At 64.5% G+C, this 19,978-nt stretch carries 23 protein-coding genes; 17 read left to right on the top strand and 6 right to left on the bottom strand.

All coding sequences use genetic code 11. The features are described from left to right. The first annotated feature begins 86 nt into the window (after positions 1 to 86). Positions 87 to 593: a thioesterase family protein gene (locus N551_RS0134175; protein WP_027570752.1), complete on the top strand. Its 507-nt coding sequence runs from the start codon at positions 87 to 89 to the stop codon at positions 591 to 593. A 5-nt stretch (positions 594 to 598) separates the two neighbouring features. Here N551_RS0134175 and N551_RS37610 read toward each other — a convergent pair whose 3' ends face one another. Beyond that, complete coding sequence (locus N551_RS37610; RefSeq protein WP_007613448.1) at positions 599 to 772, bottom strand: DUF1328 domain-containing protein; 174 nt, start codon at positions 770 to 772, stop codon at positions 599 to 601. A gap of 241 nt (positions 773 to 1,013) precedes the next feature. On the opposite strand from N551_RS37610, the gene N551_RS0134165 reads away from it, so the two are divergent. The 9 genes from N551_RS0134165 (at position 1,014) to N551_RS0134125 (ending at position 9,422) form a co-directional block, all read left to right on the top strand. After that, positions 1,014 to 3,605 (top strand): ATP-dependent helicase, encoded by a 2,592-nt coding sequence (locus N551_RS0134165; RefSeq protein WP_027570751.1) that lies wholly within the window; start codon positions 1,014 to 1,016, stop codon positions 3,603 to 3,605. 7 nt (positions 3,606 to 3,612) lie between these two features. After that, positions 3,613 to 3,903, top strand: coding sequence for a type II toxin-antitoxin system HicB family antitoxin (locus tag N551_RS0134160; RefSeq protein WP_027570750.1), 291 nt, complete (start codon positions 3,613 to 3,615; stop codon positions 3,901 to 3,903). Between the two features lie 88 nt (positions 3,904 to 3,991). Further along, complete coding sequence (locus tag N551_RS39130; protein ID WP_027570749.1) at positions 3,992 to 4,408, top strand: hypothetical protein; 417 nt, start codon at positions 3,992 to 3,994, stop codon at positions 4,406 to 4,408. Further along, positions 4,408 to 5,079: an OmpA family protein gene (locus N551_RS39125; protein ID WP_027570748.1), complete on the top strand. Its 672-nt coding sequence runs from the start codon at positions 4,408 to 4,410 to the stop codon at positions 5,077 to 5,079. The genes N551_RS39130 and N551_RS39125 overlap by 1 nt, the downstream gene beginning before the upstream one ends. 154 nt (positions 5,080 to 5,233) lie before the next feature. Continuing rightward, on the top strand, positions 5,234 to 5,770 hold the full coding sequence (locus N551_RS0134145) for an Mpo1-like protein (RefSeq protein WP_051462979.1): 537 nt from the start codon (positions 5,234 to 5,236) through the stop codon (positions 5,768 to 5,770). A 29-nt stretch (positions 5,771 to 5,799) separates the two neighbouring features. Beyond that, a complete protein-coding gene (locus N551_RS0134140; RefSeq protein WP_027570746.1) occupies positions 5,800 to 6,831 on the top strand; it encodes an NAD-dependent epimerase/dehydratase family protein in 1,032 nt (343 codons plus the stop codon). 30 nt (positions 6,832 to 6,861) lie between these two features. Next, a complete protein-coding gene (locus N551_RS0134135; RefSeq protein WP_027570745.1) occupies positions 6,862 to 7,488 on the top strand; it encodes an isoprenylcysteine carboxylmethyltransferase family protein in 627 nt (208 codons plus the stop codon). Between the two features lie 277 nt (positions 7,489 to 7,765). Further along, positions 7,766 to 7,975 carry a hypothetical protein gene (locus N551_RS0134130; RefSeq protein ID WP_007613466.1) on the top strand — a complete coding sequence of 70 codons (210 nt, stop codon included), beginning with the start codon at positions 7,766 to 7,768 and terminating at the stop codon, positions 7,973 to 7,975. A gap of 142 nt (positions 7,976 to 8,117) precedes the next feature. Then, positions 8,118 to 9,422: a sorbosone dehydrogenase family protein gene (locus N551_RS0134125; protein ID WP_027570744.1), complete on the top strand. Its 1,305-nt coding sequence runs from the start codon at positions 8,118 to 8,120 to the stop codon at positions 9,420 to 9,422. 4 nt (positions 9,423 to 9,426) lie between these two features. Here N551_RS0134125 and N551_RS0134120 read toward each other — a convergent pair whose 3' ends face one another. Together N551_RS0134120 and N551_RS0134115 are read right to left on the bottom strand one after the other, a co-directional pair. Further along, positions 9,427 to 10,251, bottom strand: coding sequence for an aspartate dehydrogenase (locus N551_RS0134120; protein ID WP_027570743.1), 825 nt, complete (start codon positions 10,249 to 10,251; stop codon positions 9,427 to 9,429). A 37-nt stretch (positions 10,252 to 10,288) separates the two neighbouring features. Continuing rightward, positions 10,289 to 11,206, bottom strand: a complete 918-nt coding sequence (locus N551_RS0134115; protein ID WP_027570742.1) for a LysR substrate-binding domain-containing protein — start codon at positions 11,204 to 11,206, stop codon at positions 10,289 to 10,291. 147 nt (positions 11,207 to 11,353) lie between these two features. On the opposite strand from N551_RS0134115, the gene N551_RS0134110 reads away from it, so the two are divergent. The 5 genes from N551_RS0134110 (at position 11,354) to N551_RS0134090 (ending at position 15,131) form a co-directional block, all read left to right on the top strand. Next, positions 11,354 to 12,652: an MFS transporter gene (locus N551_RS0134110; protein ID WP_027570741.1), complete on the top strand. Its 1,299-nt coding sequence runs from the start codon at positions 11,354 to 11,356 to the stop codon at positions 12,650 to 12,652. 19 nt (positions 12,653 to 12,671) lie between these two features. Further along, positions 12,672 to 13,745, top strand: coding sequence for a tartrate dehydrogenase (locus tag N551_RS0134105; protein ID WP_027570740.1), 1,074 nt, complete (start codon positions 12,672 to 12,674; stop codon positions 13,743 to 13,745). 231 nt (positions 13,746 to 13,976) lie between these two features. Further along, positions 13,977 to 14,432, top strand: a complete 456-nt coding sequence (locus N551_RS0134100) for an Hsp20 family protein (protein WP_027570739.1) — start codon at positions 13,977 to 13,979, stop codon at positions 14,430 to 14,432. 115 nt (positions 14,433 to 14,547) lie between these two features. Beyond that, positions 14,548 to 14,865, top strand: coding sequence for a hypothetical protein (locus N551_RS0134095; protein ID WP_027570738.1), 318 nt, complete (start codon positions 14,548 to 14,550; stop codon positions 14,863 to 14,865). Between the two features lie 26 nt (positions 14,866 to 14,891). Continuing rightward, the gene (locus N551_RS0134090) at positions 14,892 to 15,131 is read left to right on the top strand and encodes a hypothetical protein (protein ID WP_027570737.1); all 240 of its coding nucleotides are present in this window, start codon (positions 14,892 to 14,894) and stop codon (positions 15,129 to 15,131) included. 340 nt (positions 15,132 to 15,471) lie between these two features. Here N551_RS0134090 and N551_RS0134085 read toward each other — a convergent pair whose 3' ends face one another. Both N551_RS0134085 and N551_RS0134080 read right to left on the bottom strand, forming a co-directional pair. Further along, complete coding sequence (locus N551_RS0134085; RefSeq protein WP_027570736.1) at positions 15,472 to 16,404, bottom strand: LysM peptidoglycan-binding domain-containing protein; 933 nt, start codon at positions 16,402 to 16,404, stop codon at positions 15,472 to 15,474. Between the two features lie 128 nt (positions 16,405 to 16,532). Continuing rightward, positions 16,533 to 17,150, bottom strand: a complete 618-nt coding sequence (locus tag N551_RS0134080; RefSeq protein WP_027570735.1) for an ABATE domain-containing protein — start codon at positions 17,148 to 17,150, stop codon at positions 16,533 to 16,535. A 127-nt stretch (positions 17,151 to 17,277) separates the two neighbouring features. On the opposite strand from N551_RS0134080, the gene N551_RS0134075 reads away from it, so the two are divergent. Further along, positions 17,278 to 18,129 carry an alpha/beta fold hydrolase gene (locus N551_RS0134075; protein WP_027570734.1) on the top strand — a complete coding sequence of 284 codons (852 nt, stop codon included), beginning with the start codon at positions 17,278 to 17,280 and terminating at the stop codon, positions 18,127 to 18,129. 54 nt (positions 18,130 to 18,183) lie between these two features. On the opposite strand, the gene N551_RS0134070 is transcribed toward N551_RS0134075, so the two are convergent. After that, on the bottom strand, positions 18,184 to 18,777 hold the full coding sequence (locus tag N551_RS0134070) for a MarR family winged helix-turn-helix transcriptional regulator (protein WP_245287888.1): 594 nt from the start codon (positions 18,775 to 18,777) through the stop codon (positions 18,184 to 18,186). Here N551_RS0134070 and N551_RS0134065 point away from each other — a divergent pair. Next, on the top strand, positions 18,767 to 19,978 hold the full coding sequence (locus tag N551_RS0134065; RefSeq protein ID WP_027570732.1) for an ABC transporter substrate-binding protein: 1,212 nt from the start codon (positions 18,767 to 18,769) through the stop codon (positions 19,976 to 19,978). The genes N551_RS0134070 and N551_RS0134065 overlap by 11 nt on opposite strands.

The raw sequence follows: 19,978 nt of genomic DNA, 5'->3' as shown, positions 1-19,978 counted from the left end.
GACGTTCCTCCCGACGAGACGAACCGTGGCAAAGGACATCTCACCGGTCAAGTCAAGCGACCGGATGCTTAGCTGGGGAAGGACACATGCCGGAGACTGCTGCCACAACGATCGAGGGCGCGCCGTTCCGCGCCTCGATCATGCAGATCGAGCCGCAATGGATCGACTACAACGGCCACCTCAACATGGCCTATTACAACGTGATGTTCGACCGCGCGATCGATCAGATGTGGCTGACGCTCGGGATCGGGCCGGGCTACATGAAGGAGCGCGGCGGCTCGACCTTCACTGCCGAGTGCCACGTGCGGTATCTGCGCGAAATCCACCTCGGCGATCCCGTGCAGGTCTCGGTCTGGTTGCTGGAAGCCGACGACAAGCGGCTTCACACCTTCCAGGAGCTGCGACACGCCACCGAAGGATGGGTATCCGCCACGTCGGAGAACATGTCGCTCCACATCGACATGGGCTCACGAAAGGTGGCGGCTTTTCCGCCAGACATAAGCGAGCGCATCGCAGCGGTGGTCAAGACCCACAGCGCGGTGCCACGGCCCGAGGGCATCGGCCGGAACGTGGCGATGCCCTCGAAGCGGTAAGCGCGCTAGACCCTGGTGCGGCCGCGGGCCAGACCGACAACGGCCGAGACCAGGAACAACACGACCGCGATGAAGAAGATGATCTTGGCGATTTCGATCGACGCGCCGGCGAGGCCGCCAAAGCCCAGGATACCGGCGATCAGGGCGATAACCAGAAACGTCACTACCCAGCTAAGCATGATCCGAACCTCTGTTTCGATGTCTGTCTGCGATCGGCGCGGCTGACGCGCCTCACTTGCAGAACCAATCGCCAACTCGGAACAATGGTTCCGAGCCGCTAGGGCCGGAAATTCGCCTGACCCGCAGGAACAAATTGGCTTTCCGCGCACGTGGAAAACCCCCGCCCGCGGCCCCATATAGGGACCAATCCCTGTTAAGAAGGCTCCCCTTTCACCACCCCGCGGTGCCAACGTGGGGCAAATGATTCGCATGACCGAGCCGAGCAAGATCACGTCCCAGAGCGTCCCCGACCACCAGCCCGCAGCCGGCGGCATCGCCGCGCGTGCGCGGGCCTCGGTGGGCCCGCAATACCTGTCCGGGCTCAATCCGGAGCAGCGCGAGGCTGTGGAAACGCTGGACGGCCCGGTTCTGGTGCTGGCCGGCGCCGGCACCGGCAAGACCCGCGTGCTGACCACGCGCATCGCCCATATCCTGAGCCAGGGCCGCGCCCGGCCATCCGAAATCCTGTCGGTGACCTTCACCAACAAGGCCGCGCGCGAGATGAAGCACCGGCTGGGTCAGATGCTCGGTCATGCGGTGGAAGGGATGCCGTGGCTCGGCACTTTCCACTCCATCGGCGGGCGCATCCTGCGGACCCACGCCGAGCTGGCGCAGCTCAAGTCGAACTTCACCGTGCTCGACGTCGACGATCAGGTCCGACTGCTCAAGCAGCTTCTGCAAGCCGACAATATCGACGACAAGCGCTGGCCCGCGCGCATGCTCGCCGGCCTCATCGACGGCTGGAAGAATCGCGGCCTGACGCCGTCGCAGGTGCCGTCGGGCGAAGCCGCCGTGTTCGCCAACGGCAAGGGCGGCAAGCTCTATGCGAGCTACCAGGAGCGGCTGAAGATTTTGAACGCCGCCGATTTCGGCGATCTGCTGCTCGAGGACATCCGCATCTTCCGCGAGCACCCGGATATCCTGCGGCAGTACCAGGAGCGCTTCAAATTCATCCTGGTCGATGAGTATCAAGATACCAACGTCGCGCAATATCTGTGGCTGCGGTTGTTGTCACAGGCGCCATCGTCCAATCCGTCATTGCCCGGCTTGCCCCGGCAAGCCATCGATTCTTCGCGAGATGGATCACCGGGGCTCGACGCTTCGCGTGGGCCGAGTGATGCCGAGAATGACGATGAGGCGCCGAATCCGGCGAACGAAAAAAACCACGTCAAAAATATCTGCTGCGTCGGCGACGACGACCAGTCGATCTATGGCTGGCGCGGCGCGGAGGTCGACAACATCCTGCGCTTCGACCATGATTTTCCCGGCGCCAAGGTCATCCGCCTCGAGCGCAACTACCGCTCGACCGGCCACATCCTCGCCGCCGCCTCGCACCTGATCGCCCACAATGAAGGCCGGCTCGGTAAGACGCTGCGCACCGAAGACCATGACGGCGAGAAGGTCACGGTGACAGGCTCGTGGGATTCGGAAGAGGAAGCCCGCGGCATCGGCGAGGAGATCGAGCAGATCCAGCGCCAGGGCGACAAGCTCAACGAGATCGCGATTCTCGTTCGCGCCTCCTACCAGATGCGCGAGTTCGAAGACCGCTTCGTCACGCTCGGCCTGCCCTATCGCGTCATCGGCGGCCCGCGCTTCTACGAGCGCGCCGAAATCCGCGACGCGCTGGCCTATCTGCGCGTCATCAATTCGCCGGCCGACGATCTCGCCTTCGAGCGCATCGTCAACACGCCCAAGCGCGGCCTGGGCGATGCCACCGTGCAGATGCTGCACGATCACGCCCGCAAGCGCCGCATTCCGCTGTTCGAGGCGGCGCGCGCGGTGGTCGAGAGCGACGAGCTGAAGCCGAAGGCGCGCGGCTCGTTACGCGACGTCGTCGCCCAGTTCGACCGCTGGCGCGCCCAGCGCGAGGTCACCTCGCACACGGAGCTCGCCGAGATCGTGCTCGACGAGAGCGGCTACACCGAGATGTGGCAGAAGGACCGTTCGGCGGACGCCGCGGGCCGGCTCGAAAACCTCAAGGAGCTGGTGCGCTCGATGGAGGAGTTCGAGAACCTGCAAGGGTTCTTGGAGCACATCTCGCTGGTGATGGACCGCGACAGCGGCGCCGATGAGGACGCAGTGTCGCTGATGACCTTGCATTCGGCCAAGGGGCTGGAATTCGACAACGTGTTCCTGCCGGGCTGGGAGGAAGGCCTGTTTCCGAGCCAGCGCACGCTGGACGAACAGGGCCGCGCCGGCCTCGAGGAAGAGCGCCGGCTCGGCCATGTCGGCCTGACCCGGGCCCGCCGCCGCGCCAAAATCTACTTTGCGACCAACCGCCGGATCCACGGCTCCTGGTCGACCACGATCCCGTCGCGCTTCCTCGACGAATTGCCGGCCGCCAATGTCGAGATCACGGAATCCAAGGGCGGCTCGGCCTGGGGCGGCACCGGCGGCTACGGCGCCTCCCGCTTCGACGACATGGAAGCGTTCGGCTCCACCTATTCGACCCCCGGCTGGCAGCGCGCCCAGGCCAATCGCAATCGCGGCGGCGGAGGGGGCGGCAATGGCGGCCGCGGCAGCTTCGAGGAACAGGCCTCGTCGTATTCGTCCCAGTCGTCCTCGCCCGATTTCGGCAGCTTCTCCTCGCGCCGCCGTGGGCCGCTGACGATCGAGGGCGAGCTGGTGGCCAAATCCACCGGCACGACCTCGGAATTCTCCCTCTCCGACCGCGTCTTCCACCAGAAATTCGGTTATGGCCGCGTCACCAAGATCGACGGCAACAAGCTCACCATCGCCTTCGACAAGGCGGGGGAAAAGAAGGTCGTGGACAGTTTTGTGCAGCGGGCGTGAGGCCTGCATGCCGCACTACATCGCCATCATCGAGGACGCCGGCCCGGACGAAGCCGTCGGCCTGTGGTTTCCCGACTTGCCCGGCTGCGTTTCCGGCGGCGACGACGTCGATGAGGCCCTGGAGAATGCGCCCGAGGCACTCGCGTTCTATGCACAGGAACTGATCGCGGACGGACGCCAGCTTCCCCCGCCGCGGACATTGGACGAGCTCAAGGCCGACACTGGTGTGGCCGACGAGCTCGGGAAGCACACGGTCGCCCTGATCGAATGGCCACCCCTCACTGAGGCCACGGAGTGAGGACTGTTCGCCGCACTGGTCGGACTCTCGACGCTTCTCGCCCGAACAGCCCTTGACCACCGCGAACTTCCCCGTATCAGATGCGGCCATGGTCCGGGGCTCCATCACACTGATCTTGCTGGCATTGGTTATGCCGTCGCTTGCGGCGGCGGAGACCATGAGCTTTGGCGATGCGATCGGGATGCTTGCGAAAAGTTGCGGTGCGGAGATCGTTGCCAATTGCCGCGGCGTCAACCCGGATTCGACCCGCCTGAAGGAGTGCCTCTCGCGCAACCGCGACGTGCTCTCGCAACAGTGCCAGAGCGACTATCTCGGTGCCTTCGACGCCATCCAGAAGCGCGTCGCAGCCCGTGTCACCGTGGCGAACGTCTGCCAGCGCGAGATCGTCAAGGTCTGCGGCGGCTCGACCAAGGAGACCAGCAAGGCGGTCCCCTGCCTGGTCTCGACGCCCAAGGGCATCAGCAACAACTGCCTGAAGGCCGTCGACGACGCGGGGTATCGGTGATGCCAGCGAACCGGCTTTCCATCGTCGGAATAACCATCGCGCTCGGCCTCACCTTGCTTGCGGGCGCGGCAGAAGCGCAGACGGCGCCGCCGACCCGCGACGACATCGTCGGCAAGCTCAACCATTTCGAACAAGCCGCCGAGATCGATCTTCCCGCGCTGAAGCTGCAGGTGATGGAGCGGGCCAAGGCCAGGATCAAGAACGATCCCGGTCCGGTGAACCGGCCGCTGATCGCGCCGGATCTGGTCAATTTGCCGACCTTCACCGCGCAGATCCAGTTCGACGCCGACACGCCGATCATCCAGCCGGCGTCCTACCAGACCGTCGGCCGCCTCGCCGACGCGCTGGTCCATGCCTCGCTGCTGCCCTACACGTTCCTGATCGTCGGCCACGTCGAATCCAACGCGAAGACGCGCGAGGCCAACGCGATCCTGAGCCAGCGCCGGGCGGACGCGATTCGCGACGTGCTGGTGAACACGTTCAAGATCTCGACCAAGCGGCTGCATCCGATCGGCCTCGGTGAGGAGCAGTTTCTCGACCGGGCCAGGCCGACCGCGGCCGCCAACGCCCAGTTGCAAATCCTGACCTACGCCAAGGTACCGGAGGAAGCGCCTGCGCATCCGGCTGCGACACCTGCGCCTGCGGCGAAAAAGCCCGCCAAGAAACACTGAGCGGACGCGCCACGGCGGCTGGCGGAACCCTTTGAAGTCTTGATCATTTTGTGACCTGTCTCACAGCGCGACAGCGTGGCCTTGCGCGACAATAGCGCCGGTTTGTGCACCGCCCTATCAGGTGCTATAGGCTTTTTTCGTCCTTCCCGACCCCATGCTGCACGAGACCGAGATGGCCAGTTCTTTTCGACACCAGCTGGCCGACTACGTCGAATATCATCGCGATCCCTGGAACTGCGCGATGCACGTGGTCGGCATCCTCCTGCTCTTCACCGGCGCCGTGCTGCCGCTGACGCTGGTGCATTTCCCGGTGTTCGGGATCGAGGTGAGCCTGGCCGTGATTCTGGCCCTGCCGGTGCTGGTCTACTGGCTGATGCTGGATGCCGGGATCGGGCTGGGCATCCTCGCCGCGATGATCGTGCTGCTTTCGGTCGCAACCGCGATCGGCAATCAGGTCTCGATCGTCATGATGTGGTCGATTTTTGCGGTGCTGATCGGGCTCGGCGTCGCGTCGCAAATCGTCGGCCACAAGGTTTTCGAGGAGCGGCAGCCGTCGATGGTCGACCACCCCACGCATTTTCTGCTTGGACCGATGTTTGTCATGGCAAAATTATTCATCGCATTGGGCTTCCGTCGCGACCTTGCCGCGATTCTGGCGCCTGTTCCGACCAATTCCCTTTCAACCCGATAGTTCTAGACGCGAAACAGCAAACCTTCTGCATGGCTCTCGTACTGGTTACCGGTGGCAGCGGCTTCATCGGACATCATCTCGTAGAAGCGCTCCGCGCCCGTGGGCAGCGGGTGCGTGTTCTCGATGTTCGTGCGCCGGCCACGCCGTATGCCGACGTCGAATATGCCCGTGGCTCGGTGCTGGACGGCGCCGCGGTCGATGCCGCAATTGCGGGTGTCGATCAGGTCTATCACCTCGCCGGCCTGCCCGGCATGTGGGTCGCCGACAAGCAGGCCTTTCACGACGTCAATTGCCGCGGCACCGAGATCGTGCTCGCGGCCGCGATGAAGCGCGGCGTCTCGCGCTTCCTGCACTGCTCGACGGAATCGATCCTGTTCCCCTATTCCGACCTCAACGGTGTTCCCGCCGAAGAGGCGCTGCAGCCGGCCGACGCGATGCCGGGCGCCTACACGCGGTCGAAATCGCTGGCCGAGCATTGCGCCGCGAAGGCCGCAGCTGAAGGTTTTCCGCTGGTGATCGGCACCCCGACCATGCCGATCGGTGCCGCCGACCATAATCTGACGCCGCCGACCGCGATGCTGTGGTACTTCCTGCAGAAGAAAGTGCAGCCGCATCTCGACTTCCCGGTCAATCTCGTCGACGTCCGCGACGTCGCCATGGGCCTGGTGCTGACCATGGAACGCGGACGTAACGGCCAGCGCTACATCCTCGGCGGCGACTGCGTCAGGCTCGGCCAGATTCTGCGGATGATGTCCGCGATGAGCGGCCGCCGGCAATTCCCGGTCGTCGTTCCCGGCAAGATGGCCGAACTGTCGGGCATCATGCTCGAATATCTCTCCGATCGTATCACGCGCCGGCCGCCCAACGGCACCGCCGAGGGCGTGCGCATCGCGCTCGCCGCGAGCGACCTCTCGATCGACAAGGCGCGCACCGAACTCGGCTACGCGCCGCGCCCGATCGAGCCGGTCCTGCGCGAAACCATCACCCATCTTCTCGCCCGCGGCGGCGCGCTTGCCTCCGGCGCCATCGAGCATCACGCGCTCTCCTCGCGCGCCAGCTGAGCTGCCGCCCAACCCAAAGAACCTTTCCGCATGTCCTTCGATTTCAGCAAGCTTCTCTCTGTCGCCTGGGGTGGTTGGACCACGACCTGGCCGACGCAACTGCTCGCCCTGATTTGGCTCGCCTGGCTCGCAAGCTGGGTCGGCGCCTCGTTCTGGCAAGGCCGTACCCAGAAGCAGGTGATGACGCTGGAGTCCGGCCGCTATCGCATTCCGATCCTGGTCGGCGGCATCCTGTTCACGCCCTGGACCGCCGAGGTGCTCGGCGAGAAGCCGCTCTGGGTGTTCAGCAATAATGCTGTCTACGTCGTGGCGCTGATCGTGCTGGCCGGCATCTCCTTCACCTGGTGGGGACGGCTGCATCTTGGACAGTTCTGGTCCAACACCATCACTCACAAGCAAGACCACCGCGTCATCGACACCGGCCCGTACGGCATCGTGCGCCATCCGATCTACACCGGGCTGATCCTCGGCATGCTGGTGACCGGCATCGCGGTCGGCACGGTAACCGCGATGCTCGGCGCCATCCTGATCTCGCTCGGCATGTGGCAGAAGGGCCGGATGGAAGAGGTGTTCCTGTCCAAGGAGCTCGGCGAAGACGCCTACGGCGCCTATTGCCGTCGCGTCCCGATGATCATCCCGTTCCTGTCGCCGCGCTGAGGCGAGTATCGCTTCAACGCTGTCATCACAAGCGTAGCGCGGCTGCACCTCCGGAGTCGTCCTGGCGAAAGCCAGGACCCATTACCCCAGGGAGCGGTTTGGCGGGGATTGCCGGAACTGAGGCCGCATACAGTCGATGGATTCCGCGGTATGGGTCCTGGCTTTCGCCAGGACGACGCCGAGGAAGCTGTGTGCGCAACACACCTGCTGTCAGGAACCCCTACTGCCTGCGGCCGTTAGCCCCTCGACACCTGCAATGACCGCAGAGCATCGAGCCATGTCCGACGCCTACGATTATTTTCGCGAGCACGCGATCGCCGCCGTCCGCAAGGCGCGGGCGCTGCCGCCCGGGCGGCCGAAGCAGAAGCAGCGCACGGTGGCGCGCGTTTATCATCTCCTCTCCAGGGAGGCGGCGCTCGCGCCGAACATCCATCATCTGGATGATTTTCGCGCGGCGCGCCGGGCAGAGCGGCAGATCGGCCGCTGATCTCCGGGCCCATCCTGTCGGCATTCGTCCCATGCAAATTCGAGCGGCTGCCATTCCACGGGAATAGAGCCCCGCGGCGCTCCACACAGGTTGACGTCTGCCCCGTCAGCCCGTTGGATGCGCGCGCAAACAGGGGCCTCTCATGACTTTTTCCAGCATCTTTGCGCAGTTCGTTGCGCTTCTCGGCGGCATCGCGCTGCAATGGCGAAAGCTGTCGGGCACCGTGCCTGCGCCGGCCTGGGGCCAGTCGCCCGCCATTCCCGAAGCAAAGCCGCAAGGCGCCATCCCGACACTGAAGATGCCGACGGCGCGGGGCTGGGGCGAGGGACAGAAGCCGACGGTCGCACCCGGGCTCAAGGTCAATGCGTTCGCGACCGGTCTCGACCATCCGCGCTGGATCGAGGTGCTGCCCAATGGCGACGTGCTGATCGCGGAGGCGACGCAGATCGCGGGGGCGCCGCGGTCCGTGTTTCACTACGCAATGCAGGCCACGATGCGACGCGCCGCCGCGCTCGGCGTCAGCGCCAACCGCATCACGCTGCTGCGCGACAAGGACGGCGACGGCGTCGCGGAGTATCGCGGCGCGTTCATGGAAAATCTCAGCCAGCCATTCGGCATGGCGCTGGTCGGCGACACCTTCTATGTCGGCAATACCGACGGCGTGATGGCCTTCCCCTACGTGGCGAATGCCGATCGCATCACCGCGCCGGGCAAGCGCCTCACCACTTTCAAGCCTAGCGGCCACTGGACCCGCAGCCTGCTCGCGAGCCCCGACGGCAAAAAACTCTATGCCGGCGTCGGCTCGCTCAGCAACATCGCCGAGATGGGCATGGAGGTCGAGGAAGGCCGCGCCGCGGTCTACGAGCTCGACCTCGTCGCCGGCACGCACCGCATCTTCGGCGCCGGCCTGCGCAACCCGGTTGGTCTCGCCTGGGAGCCAACGACCGGTGTGCTCTGGACCGTCGTCAACGAGCGCGACGGCCTCGGCGACGAAACGCCGCCGGACTATCTGACCTCGGTGCACGATGGCGGCTTTTACGGCTGGCCTTATTGCTACTGGGGCAAGACGGTGGACGATCGCGTGCCGCAGGATCCGGCGATGGTCGCCAAGGCGCTCACGCCGGACTACGCGCTCGGCGGCCATACCGCTTCGCTCGGCCTGTGCTGGATGCCGGCGGGCACGCTGCCCGGCTTCCCGAACGGCATGGCGATCGGCCAGCACGGTTCGTGGAATCGCAGCAAGCTGTCAGGCTACAAGCTGGTCTTCATCCCGTTCGAGAACGGCAAGCCTTCGGGTCCCGCACGCGACATCCTGTCCGGCTTCCTCGCGCCCGACGAGAAAGAATCCTACGGCCGCCCGGTCGGCGTCGTGATCGGTCCCGACAAGAAGTCGCTGCTGATGGCCGACGACGTCGGCAACGTGATCTGGCGTGTCACCGGCGCTTGAAGGTTTATGTTCCAACACTGAGCGTGGCGCGCTGCTTGCGGAGCAGCGCGATCACGGACAGCGCCGTGATCAACCCGGCTTTGGGATTCTCGGACGGGATGTTCTCGATAGACATCGAGAAGCGCGCGGAATCCGCCTCGACCTCGATGCGGTGAACGTTGCGGGTCACGGTCGGGTCCGCCCAGATCTGCACCTGGGTGCGATCCGGCCCAACCCCCGCGAGCGACAGCGCGACCGCGACGTTGAGATTGGCCGGAAAGCCTTTCGCGGCCTCGCGCGCCGTGCCCTCGAACAGCTTCAACGGCTCGCGCAGATTGTCGATATCGATATTGTTCTGGACGATGAACGGCGCGCCCTTCAAGCCGTCGATCGGCTTGCGCGTGACCATCTTCACCGAATGAATGGTGCCGATCGCAGCCGCGTTGACGGCGTCGAGCCCGATCAGCGCGCCGGTCGGCACCAGGATGCGGCCGCCATTGGCGCGGGCGAGATCGACAAGATCGAAATTGTCGAGCAGCCCGCCGACGCTGACCACGACCGCGGCCCTGCCGCGTTTCACTGCGGGCTGGACGATCGCACGCAGTTGGCTGCTCGGCGCGCATTCGACCACGATGTCGGCGGCGTCGCCGAGCTGGTCGAGCGGCAATACGGATGGCGGACGGCGCAGGCCGCCGAGCAATTTCTGATGCTTTGTGGGCTCGCGCACCGCCACGGCGGAGAGCGTCAATCCCTCGATGCCCTGATCGAGCGCGGTCGCGATCCTGGTGCCGATCGAGCCGAGCCCTGCAATGGCAACCCGCAATTCGTTCGAAGCTTGCCGTTCAGTCATCGCATTACCCCTCTCGCACAGCCGATGTCATAGCGCCTCAGGCGTCGCGCGCATAGCTGCGCAGACGCGTCTCGAGCACGGACAGCATCGCGTCGCGGGTCGGGTCACGCGAGCCGCGCAGCCATGCGGCAGCGAGCGGCAGCCGGCCGACGGGTCCGATCTGCTTTGGCCGCAGCGGCACGAAGCGCACGCCTGACACCGCCATCCGCGTGCTCCAGCGTGGCACGATCGCGACCCCGAGCCGGGTTGCGACGAGATTGATGATGGTCTGCTTCTCGTCGGCGACCTGCACGATGCGTGGCGTGAGGCCTGCCTGCTCGAACAGTCTTATCGTGAGGTCGTGGCTGTGCGGCCGCGAGCGGCGGTCCGGCACCAGCATCGCTTCGTCGGCGATCTCCACCAGCGTGATCGACTTGCGTTTGGCCAGCGCGTGGCGCTGCGGGAAGGCCACGATGGCTGTCTCCTGCAGCAGATCGCGGAATTCGAGCCGCTTGTCCCGCTGAGCCGGCGGACGCACGAAGGCGAGATCGAGCGCGCCGGTCAGGATCTTCGGCAGCAGCCGGACGGTCTTCTCCTCCAGAAGCTGCACCCCGACCTCCGGGTGCTTTGCCCGGAAGTCCCGGAGCAATGCCGGTAACAGCCCCGCCGCGGCACTGTCGATCGCGCCGACCCGGAGTTTTCGAGCAGCCCCCGCGCGCGAGCGATTGCGCAGATTGCTCTCGACCGCCTCGACGCGGGCAAGGATGGCACGGGCATCGCGCAGCAGCGTCGCGCCATCTTCCGTCAGCGACACCGCCCGCGTCGTCCGCGCGAACAGCCGCGTATCCAGATCATGCTCCAGCAGCTTGATCTGGCGGCCCAGTGCGGAGGGCAGCATCTGGAGATGCTGTGCCGCGCGGCCGAAATGCAACTGCTCGGCCGCGGCCACGAAGCATCGCAACTGATGCAATTCCATTCGCAGTCCTCTTGGCCTTCCCGGCGAGGATTATATCATTTTTTTGTATAAACCAGCGCCAATTGAGTCCCCCAGCCACTCCCGCCTAGCTTGGCTGCGAAGTGAACCCTCAGGGTCCGCCGTCACAACGGTATCAGGGAGGCTGGGATGGCGACCGAGATTCAGACGCGCGTGCTGCGCAAGATCACATGGCGCATCGTTCCCTTCATCATGCTGCTCTACTTCGTGGCCTTCATCGACCGCGTCAATATCGGCTTCGCCTCGCTGACGATGAACAAGGACATCGGCCTGTCGCCGACCGTCTACGGCTTCGGCGCCGGCATCTTCTTCTGGGGCTACTTCCTGTTCGAGGTACCCTCCAACATCATCCTGCACAAGGTCGGCGCACGGATCTGGATCGCGCGGGTGATGATCACCTGGGGCATTGTGTCGGCCGCGATGGCCTTCGTGCAGGGCCCGACCAGCTTCTACGCGCTGCGCTTCCTGCTCGGCGTCGCCGAGGCCGGGTTCTTTCCCGGTATCATCCTCTACCTCTCCTACTGGTTCCCGGCACGCCAGCGTGCGGCCGTGACTGCGCTGTTCATGGCGGCGGCGCCGCTCTCGACCGTGCTGGGATCGCCCGTTTCGGGCGCGCTGCTGGAGATGGATGGAATGCTCGGCTTCAAGGGCTGGCAATGGCTGTTCGTGCTGGAGGCGCTGCCGGCGGTGCTGCTGGGGTTCGTGGTGCTGGCATTCCTCACAGACCGCCCGGAGAAAGCAAAATGGCTCGCGGATGACGAGCGGCGCTGGCTGGTCGAGACCATGAACGTAGAGACCACCAGCAAAGCTGCGACCGCGAAGCATAGCATCTGGCGAGGGCTCGCCGATCCGCGGGTGCTGGCGCTGGCACTGATCTATTTCGGCACCTCGGCCGGCCTCTACACGCTCGGCGTCTGGGCGCCGCAGATCATCAAGCAGTTCGGCTTGTCCTCGCTCCAGGTCGGATTCCTCAACGCGCTGCCGGCGAGCGCCGCCGTCGTCGCCATGGTGCTGTGGGCGCGCCATTCGGATCGCACCGGCGAGCGCACCTGGCACGTCGTTCTGGCCTGCCTGCTCGCGGCGGCGGGGCTCGCCTTTGCCGGACTTGCGACCGGCGTCGTGACCGTGCTGATCGCGCTGGCGCTCGTCAACATCGGCATCTCCTCGGCGAAGCCACCGCTGTGGAGCATGCCGACGTTATTCCTCTCCGGCCCCGCGGCCGCGGCGGGCATCGCCACCATCAACTCGATCGGCAACCTCGGCGGCTTCGTGGGGCCCGCCATGATCGGCTGGATCAAGGACCAGACCGGCAGCTTTGTCGGCGGGCTCTACTGCGTTGCAGGCCTGCTGGTTCTCTCCGCGGTCCTGACCCTGCTATTGTCGCGGGCGCAGACCGCCCGCGTCGAACCCGTCACGCAATCCCACTGACACCAAACGGAGCATCCTCATGCGTACCCATTCGATTGCAGCGATCCCCGCCGACGGCATCGGCCCCGAGGTCATCTCCGCCGGCGTTCGCGTGCTGGAGGCGCTGGCCAAACGCAGCGGCGACCTCGCCTTCAACATCAAGACGTTCGACTGGGGCTCGGACTATTACAAGAAGCACGGCGTCATGATGCCGGCCGACGGCCTCGACGAGTTGAAGAAGTTCGACGCGATCTATTTCGGCGCGGTCGGTGCGCCCGACGTGCCCGATCACATCACGCTGTGGGGGCTGCGGCTGCCGATCTGCCAGGGCTTTGACCAATACGCCAATGTGCGGCCGACCAAGATCTTGCCGGGCGTCGCCTCGCCGCTGCGCAATGTCGGCGTCGGCGACCTCGACTGGGTGATCGTGCGCGAGAATTCGGAGGGCGAGTATGCCGGCATGGGCGGCCGCGCCCACCGGGGTCTCCCGGAAGAGGTCGGCACCGAGGTCGCGGTGTTCACCCGCGTCGGCGTCACGCGGATCATGCGCTATGCTTTCGAGCTCGCGCGGTCGCGCCCACGCAAGTTCCTGACCGTTGTGACCAAGTCGAACGCGCAGCGCCATGGCATGGTGATGTGGGACGAGATCGCGGCCGAGGTCGCGGCCGAATTCCCTGATGTGACCTGGGACAAGATGCTGGTCGACGCCATGACGGTGCGCATGACGCTGCATCCGAAGAGCCTCGACACCATCGTCGCGACCAATTTGCACGCCGACATCCTCTCCGACCTCGCCGGCGCGCTGGCAGGAAGCCTCGGCGTCGCGCCGACCGGCAATATCGATCCGCAGCGCCGCTTCCCCTCGATGTTCGAGCCGATCCACGGCTCGGCCTTCGACATCACCGGCAAGGGCATCGCCAACCCGGTTGCGACATTCTGGACCGGCGCGCAGATGCTGGAGCATCTCGGCGAAAAAGACGCGGCGGTGCGGTTGATGGCGGCGGTGGAGAAAGTATGCGCAGCCGGCGTGCTGACACCGGATGTCGGTGGCACGGCGACGACGAAGGACGTGACTGATGCCGTGATCGAGGCGATCCAGGGATCGAACGTGTAGTCCGAACTACGTCTCTCCCTCCCCGTTCTTACGGAGAGAGTGTAGGAGCGGGAGCCGCCAGGGATTCCAAAAAATTTTGGACCCCCTCTTGAAACCAAAACGGGCTTTTTTTATTTTTCCGCTGCCGCCGAGAGGTGGCGTTCCCGACGCCTGGTGGGTCGGGAAATTGAGACGGGCACCGGTCGTGTCCGGTGTCGTTCGTATCCATTTTGCTCCTTGGAGGATCTGGCTATGCGCACTTGCGACTTTTCTCCCTTGTGGCGTTCGACGGTTGGCTTCGACCGCCTTTTCGACCTCGTTGAAACGGCACAGCGTGCCGGCGAGGACAACTATCCCCCCTACAACATTGAACGCCTCAGCGAGGATCGCTACCAGATTTCGCTTGCGATTGCGGGATTCTCACCCAACGAAGTCACGGTGACGGCCGAGCAGAACGCGGTGACCGTCGAGGGAAACAAGCCGGACAGAACCGAACGCGAATATCTCTACCGGGGCATTTCCGCGCGGCCGTTCAAGCGGCAGTTTAACCTGGCCGATTATGTTCAGGTGCACAGCGCCTCGTTCGAGAACGGCCTGCTCAAGATCGAACTGGTCCGGGAAATCCCTGAAGCCATGAAGCCGCGGCGAATTGCCATCAATGCCGCGCCGTCCGGCAACGTGCATCAACTCGAAGGCAAAGCCGCCTGAATTCGGTCTGTCGGAGACCCGGTGATCCCGCCCGATGGTCGGGCGGGATCGGCCATGGCCTTCGACCGCGTACCGGATGCAAGTCAGAGGTTTAGAGAAAGGAGGAGGACCTCTCATGCTCGATCATGTCGACAACATCATCGATCTGAACGCGATATTGCACCCTGGCTCTGTCTATGATCATCCCCGCGACGTCATAGCCGACCCAACGCTGTCGATCGGCGAGAAGCGCGCGATCCTTGCGTCCTGGGCTTCGGACGCAGCCAGTGTCGCCTCGAGTCCGACATTGCGGGAGCTGCCCGGCTCGGGCAAAGCCGTCACCATCGACGAAATCCTGGAAGCGCTCGCGAGCCTCGACCACCATCCGAAGGGACCTCCGGGCGGCAAGCCGGTCCGCACGCGATCCGTCGAGCGAACCGGCCTCGCAGCCTAGGCAACGACAGCTCAACGGGGATTGCGATGATGGTCGATGAAGAGCTAGCCCTATTGCGCGGCCACCGCAGCAACATCAGCCGCTATCAGCGGTTGCTCAAGACCGAACTGACCGAGTTCGAACGGCGGTTCATCGAGCGACGCGTGTCCGAGGAGCGCTCGGCGATCGAGAAGGTCGCCGTCTCCGCCTTTCCGCTCACCTTTCAGGCTCCGAACCGCGCGATGGGGAACGCAGCCACGCGCATGACGGCGAGCAGCCACGGGTAATCGACATGCCCGAACAGCTCCCGATTCCAAGTGTTCCTGAGGAAATGAGGTCGAAGGACATGGCGGTGGCGTGTCTGCACGACGGAAGGACGCCTGGTCATGCACGGCTGCGAAAACGGCCGACCCGCCGCCAAAATATGCGGCTGAAAGGGCGTTGTTTCTGATGCTTCTCGCCGCGCCTTATCGCCCGGCGGGCCGGGCTTCCGCCACGGCTCGCTCCTCCTTGGCGACACCCGCCTCAAGATGGCTGCCGCGACACAAGATGCGTGAATGACAGGTGCCGCGGGGATGGTGCCTGGCATCAGCCAAGCCCATCTCCGCCATCTCCGCTGCTGACCGCTTACCGCCGTCCGAACGGCGGGGTCGCCATGGCGGCTGTCGGCTCCGGCGGCGTCAGGTGGCGCGGAACGATGATGGACTGGCCGGGGGTGAGGGTTGCGTTCTCCGGCAGCGAGTTGCTCTGCGCCAGCGACCACAACGGCACGCGATTGGCTGCCGCGATGCTCTCCATGGTGTCACCCCGGCGCACCGGTAGCCGCACGCCACTGTCCCACAATTCGACCAGCGTATTCGCCGGCACGAGATAGCGCAGCGGCACGGCATCGACCTGCGTCTGGGGCGGAATGCGCGGCAACTTCGTGACCATGTCGACGATCTGACGGTGGATGTCGTCGGACTTCTCGATGTTGATGTGGCTGACCCGCGCGTTCTCCTTCAGGTCATAGCTCGCATAGTGACCGCGATAACCCGGCACCGCGACCACGTTGCCGCCGCCAAGCACGCTGTCGGAGAGGTAGATGTTGATGAAGCGCTCGACATTGAGCGGCACGTCGCCGGTCGCATGCGCGGGATCGATGGTGATGACGAGGCTGATCGGGATGTTCTCCTTGGCCGCCATCTCTGAGATGACGATCGAGCAAAGCCCGCCCATCGAATGCCCGATCAGCACGATCGGCGCCGGCGTTTCCTTGTAGCTCGAGATGGCGCGGTCACCGATCCATCGGCAGATGGTGAATTCATAGACGTTGGCGGAAAAGCCGGCTTGCGTCAGCTTCTCTTCGAGCCGGTCCATGCCGGTGGAGAAGAACGGCCCCATGGCGCCACGAAACAGGTAGATTTTCGGCGGCGGCAACGGCTCGAACGGTGGGGGCGGTGGCGCGGCGGGTGCGGCCGCGGCGGGCTTCGTCTTGGCAGGTGAGGCAACGGCCGTCCCGGTGCTGAAGGCGAGCAGCGCAACGGCTGCCAGCGCGAGAAGTCGCCTCAAATCGATCATCAGTCCAGCAGTCCCACTCCGGGAGGCTGCAGCCTCCCCCAAAGGCGCTTAGTGACGGTCGATTGGGTGGAATTTGGGGCACGGAACCGGGGCTCGATCCACGCTCATTCCAGCATCTCGACACCCAATCACTGCATGCTCTTGAGCCTACTGCGGTGGGCGGCCTGTTTCGCGCGGTTGCCGCAGACCGCCATGATGCACCATCGCCGCGCGCGCCGGCGCGTGTGGTCGGCGAACAGCATGGTGCAGTTGTGCCCCTCGCACGCCTTGACGTTCGAAAAGTCCTCGTCGCAGACGAACTTCGCCATGGCTTCGCCAACCGGCAGCAATAGCGCTTCCGGCGATCGCCAGCGCCGCTTGATTCGCCATGCCAGAGCGCCGCCATCGTGAGGCCCGGGCTCGATCCGGCTGAAGGCTTCGTCGCGCTCCAGCAGGCTGTTCAATGGACCGAGCTCGCGCAAGGCATCTGTCGTGAGCGGCCGGCCCGCATGCTTGCGCACGAACCCCCTGAACCATTCGCGCAAGGCGCGCGCCTGATCCGCGACCTTGTCCAGCTCGTCCGGCGTGGCACGTGCTGTCAGCGCGTGCAGATCATCCGCCGGCACCAGCTTCGCTTGTGCCAGCCAGTCGATCAGGCCATCGCCGTCGTCGATCCAGTCCACGGGCGTATCGACCGGCGTCGCCACCGAGTTGAGGAAGTCGAGGCCGAGTGAGTCGGCGATGAACATGGCGGGCGGGCGGTCCATGAGCGGTCCTCGGACGGTCGGGAGAACATGGACATAGATAACCAGTTAAAACGTCATTGACAAGTTACAGCGCCTGACAGTAACCTCTTAAATAGCTTTTATAAGGTTACCTCCAATGGAGAATGTCATGGCCTCAATCACCTACCGCAGCGCGGATGTCGACGGATTCAAGGTGGCCTATCGCGAGACGGGCCTCGTCGGAGCGCCAAAACTCCTGCTGCTTCACGGCTTCCCCAGCGCAGGCCACATGTTTCGCGACCTCATTCCGCTGCTTGCGGACAGGTTTCATATCGTGGCGCCCGACCTTCCCGGCTTCGGCCAATCCGACATGCCTTCGCGCGAAAGCTTCCGTTACACGTTCGATAGCGTCGCACGCGTGATCGAACGCTTCACCGAAGTGATCGGTTTCGACCGGTTCGCGGCCTACGTCTTCGACTACGGCGCGCCGACTGGTTTCCGGCTTGCGCTCAGCCACCCCGAGCGGATCACGGCGATCATCTCGCAGAACGGCAACGCCTATGAGGATGGCCTTAGCGACAACTGGACTCCGCTCAAGGCCTATTGGCAGGATCCCTCGCCGGCCAATCGCGATGCGCTGCGCGCGCTCCTCACGCCGGAAGCCACGCGCTGGCAGTACACGCATGGTGTTTCCGATCCGATGACCGTGTCACCGGACGGCCAGAGCCTCGACAATTTCTACCTCGCGCGCCCGGGCTCGGACGACGTGCAGCTCGACCTGTTCGGCGACTACAAGAGCAACGTCGCGCTCTATCCCGCCTTCCAGGAGTATTTCCGCACGCACCAGCCGCCGTTCCTCGCGGTCTGGGGCAAGAACGATCCGTTCTTCATCCCGCCCGGCGCCGAGGCATTCAAACGCGACAATCCGAACGCCGTGGTGCAGTTCTTTGACACCGGCCATTTCGCGCTGGAGACGCACGCGAAGGAGATCGCGGACAGCATTCGCGCGTTCTTGACCTAGCAGGAGCAACGGCCATGGCCCTTGTCGGGCGGCACGCCCGCCGATGCGGGCCACCTAGAGCGGCAGGATCCGATTTAATAGTTCGAGCAGGGTGCGCTGCTCGGCTTCGCTGAGCGGCACGAGCATCTTCTTGTTGTACGGCTCCGTCAGGCTCGTCGCCTCGTGGATGAGCTTGGCGCCCTTTGGCGTCAGCACGAGCTCGACGGCGCGGCGATCCGCCTTGGAGCGGTTGCGCTTGATGAAGCCCGACGACTCCAGCTCATTCAGGATCTTGATCAGATTGGGCAAGCGCAGCCGCAGCAGGCTTGCGAGGCTGCTTGGCGGAACGCCGGGATTGTCGCGAATGACGACGAAGATCGCATAGGTCGCGGGGGTCACGCCCAATGCGGCGAACGCTTCGTAGAAGCCCTCGAAGAATTTCAGCTGTGCGAGCCGAAGCATGAAGCCCGGCGTGCGCTGGAGCGCCTGCAAATTCAACGATTTCTCCGGCTGCTGGCCGGACTTCCCTGCGGGTTTCACGAACTCATGATCCTCGAACCGCGGCGGCCCAAGAATCCGCCGAATTGACTCTCCCGAAAATAGATATAAAATATAACTATTATTTAGCGGCACCAAGACCGCCCACGGGAGGGAGACAATGAACAGCAAATTTCTGCATAAATTGTGCATTTCGGCCTTGATGCTGGCTGCGGCGGGGCCGGCCCTCGCTCAGGACGTGGTGAAGATCGGCATCCTGAACGACCAGTCGGGGCCGTTCGCGAGCTATCAAGGCATAGGCTCCGTCGTCGCCGCCAAGATGGCGGTGGAGGATTTTGGCGGAAAGGCCGGCGGCAAGCCGGTCGAGGTCGTCGCCGCGGACCACCAGAACAAGACGGACATCGGGATCGGCATCGCGCGGCGCTGGTACGAGAACGACGGCGTCGACGCGATCTTCGACATTCCGAACTCGTCGATCGCGCTCGCCGTCGCCGGCATGAGCGCCGAAAAGAACAAGGTCTTCGTCGGATCGGGCGCCGGTACGGTGCTGCTGACCGGCGAAAAATGCACGCCGAACACCGTGCACTGGACCTACGACACCTATGCCTACGGGCGCGGCCTCGGCAAGGCGATCGTCCAGCAGGGTGGCAAGAAATGGTTCTTCATCACCGCTGACTACGCCTTCGGTCACGATCTGGAAAAACAGGCGGCGGAGGCCGTCAAGGCGTCCGGCGGCGAGGTGCTCGGCAGCGTCCGGCATCCGTTGGGAACGGCCGACTACGCCTCTTTCCTGCTCCAGGCCCAGGCGTCGGGCGCGAACGTCGTCGGCTTCGCCAATGCCGGTGACGACACCATCACGTCGATGAAGCAGGCCGCCGAGTTCGGTCTGACCAAGGACCATAAGCTGGTCGGGTTGATCCTGGGCATGAACGGCCTCCCCGCGCTCGGGTTGAAGTTTGCGCAAGGCGCGCAGATCATGAACCCGTTCTACTGGGATCTGAACGACGGCACGCGGGCTTTCGCCAAGCGGTTCGCCGAACGCATTCCGTCGAAAGCCTATCCGAACGACATGCAGGCCGGCGTCTACGCCTCGGTGATTCACTACCTCAAAGCGGTCGACAAGGTCGGCAGTGCCAAGGACGGCAAGGCGGTGGTGGCGGCGATGAAGGAGATGCCGACCGACGATCCGCTGTTCGGCAAGGGTTACATCCGCAAGGACGGCCGCAAGATCCACCCGCTCTATCTGCTCCAGGTCAAGGCGCCGGAAGAGTCGACATCTACTTGGGACCTGCTGAAGGTGGTCGCCACGATCAAGGGTGAGGACGCGTTCCGCCCCGAGAGCGAAGGCCAGTGTCCGCTAACCAGGCAATAG

Source organism: Bradyrhizobium sp. URHA0013, from assembly GCF_000518345.1.
Lineage (GTDB): Bacteria > Pseudomonadota > Alphaproteobacteria > Rhizobiales > Xanthobacteraceae > Bradyrhizobium.
Note: the sequence above shows the minus strand (reverse complement) of the source record. Positions and strands in the feature narration are given on the sequence as shown.